The organism is Rubritalea sp. (genome assembly GCF_039830215.1).
In the GTDB taxonomy this organism is placed as follows: domain Bacteria; phylum Verrucomicrobiota; class Verrucomicrobiia; order Verrucomicrobiales; family Akkermansiaceae; genus Rubritalea.
Genome location: NZ_JBDOPO010000377.1, coordinates 1 through 1,898 on the forward strand (window position 1 = coordinate 1; position 1,898 = coordinate 1,898).

The following is a 1,898-nucleotide window of genomic DNA, read 5'->3' on the forward strand; positions in this document are numbered from 1 at the left end:
TGGCTCGGTACACTACTTCGAGCACACATCGAGAAATGGCGTCCTCTATTTAGCACCAGAATCGCTTCCACCACTCACATCAGAGCAACTGCACACGATCGCATTAGAACTTGATGCTCTTGAGGATAAGGTCGCCAAAGGCCGAGCCCGCTACGCAGCATACGCAGTCCAAGAATCCATCTGGGATTCCGAAACCAATCACACTCACTCCTAAACCAATATTATGTCAAAAGTATCAGACCTTCTCTATCAGCTCATCAGCATCCCAAGCATCAACCCAGCAATCGGCACAGACACAGAACTGCAAGGGGAAGCCCGCGTGGCGGCATTCCTCCAGCAATACTTCGAGAGCCATGGAGTCGACACAACTTTAGAAGAAGTGGCTCCTGGCCGCTCAAATATCATTGCCCGTTTCGCAACGGTAGATGGCCGACCAAGGATTTTGTTTGGGCCACACATGGACACCGTAGGCGTTGAAGGAATGGACTCACCATTTGAGGCTCAAACCCGAGATGGTAAAATTTACGGCCGTGGGGCCTGTGATACCAAAGGACCAATGGCCAGCATGATCTGCGCACTATTAGAGAACAAGGAAGCACTAGCTAACTCACCCGTAGCTATTGATTTCGTCGGCTTTGTCGACGAGGAATTTGCCCAAGTGGGCGCTAAGGCATTTGCCGAGAAATATGCAAACGACTATATCTTCGCCCTAGCTGGAGAACCCACCGAATGCCAGATTGTTCATGCGAATAGAGGATCTCTTTGGTTCACATTAGAAGCCAAAGGGGTATCGACTCATTCTTCGACACCGCACCTAGGGCGCAATGCCATTAACGAGTTATCTCAAGCTATTCACGACCTCATTGCGTACGGGTCAGATCTCGAGCAATATGCTAACCCAATTCTAGGGCAGCCAACATTGAGTCTCGCCATGATCCGTGGCGGCGAAGCATTCAACCAAGTTCCTCAAAGTGCCGAGCTCGATGTCGACATGCGTATCACTCCCGAGTTTCTTGCCCAAGAAGGCGGTGCAGAAAAAGCACTTAAAGCAAGTTTCAGCTCCCATCAGCACATTGAAATGAAGAAATATGGACACTCCGCCCCACTAGTGACTCCGACTAATCTCCCAATCCTCACTCACCTCATGTCTTCTCTAGGATACTCAGAAGCTGTCACCTCCCCCGGGTGTACAGATGCGGCTCCTCTCTCTGCTGCTGGTATCCCCGCTATTACCACTGGGCCCGGATCCATCAAAACGGCTCATCAAATCGACGAGCACATCGCTGTCAAAGATCTCGAAGCAGGAGTCGATTACTTCAACAAAATCATCCAATCACTGAGCAACTACACAGCCTAATCCCATCTTATGATTCATTACAACTCACCCCTCATGTACCAAAAAGATTCAAAATTCATCAAAGTAGGCGTCAACAGCATCCGTAGAATGCAGGTACTACTCAATGCTGGAGGCTTTCTCTTTGTCCACAAAGACAGCTCCGGATTCGTCTTCAAAGAGGACGAAGTAGCCGCTGCCAAAGATGGCGACAACTTACTTCCTGTAATGGTCGTCAAACTCCGTGACTCAGGTATCCAGAACTACAAGCAAGCTCACGGCCTAAGAATTAGGGAACACCACGCCGATGAATCGGTCGCTAAAACTTGGTACTTCAACTACATCGATCAAGTCGCTCCCATCGTATCTGATAAAGATCACCTCCACGGTGGCTACCTGCTGTGGAAGCACTTTCTCAAGCAGGCGGCACTCGGCGACTCACATACGATTTCTGTACTCCAACAAAGCACCGGAAAAGTCCTTCAAGAAAATGCGACAATCGACTCAGTCACGGAATCTGATCTTTGGTCGCAACACCCAAACCACGACCTCAAGGACATTGTGC

The 1,898-nt window shown here is 49.5% G+C and carries 3 protein-coding genes; all 3 read left to right on the forward strand.

The features are described 5' to 3' along the window. Nucleotides 1–214 (forward strand): hypothetical protein (locus ABGY95_RS12945; RefSeq protein WP_347442104.1); only part of this gene is annotated, 214 nt, incomplete at its 5' end. 9 nt (nt 215–223) lie between these two features. Further along, nucleotides 224–1,357, forward strand: coding sequence for a M20 family metallopeptidase (locus tag ABGY95_RS12950; RefSeq protein ID WP_347442105.1), 1,134 nt, complete (start codon nt 224–226; stop codon nt 1,355–1,357). A 33-nt stretch (nt 1,358–1,390) separates the two neighbouring features. Beyond that, nucleotides 1,391–1,898: hypothetical protein (locus tag ABGY95_RS12955; RefSeq protein ID WP_347442106.1), on the forward strand; the 508-nt coding region annotated here is incomplete at its 3' end.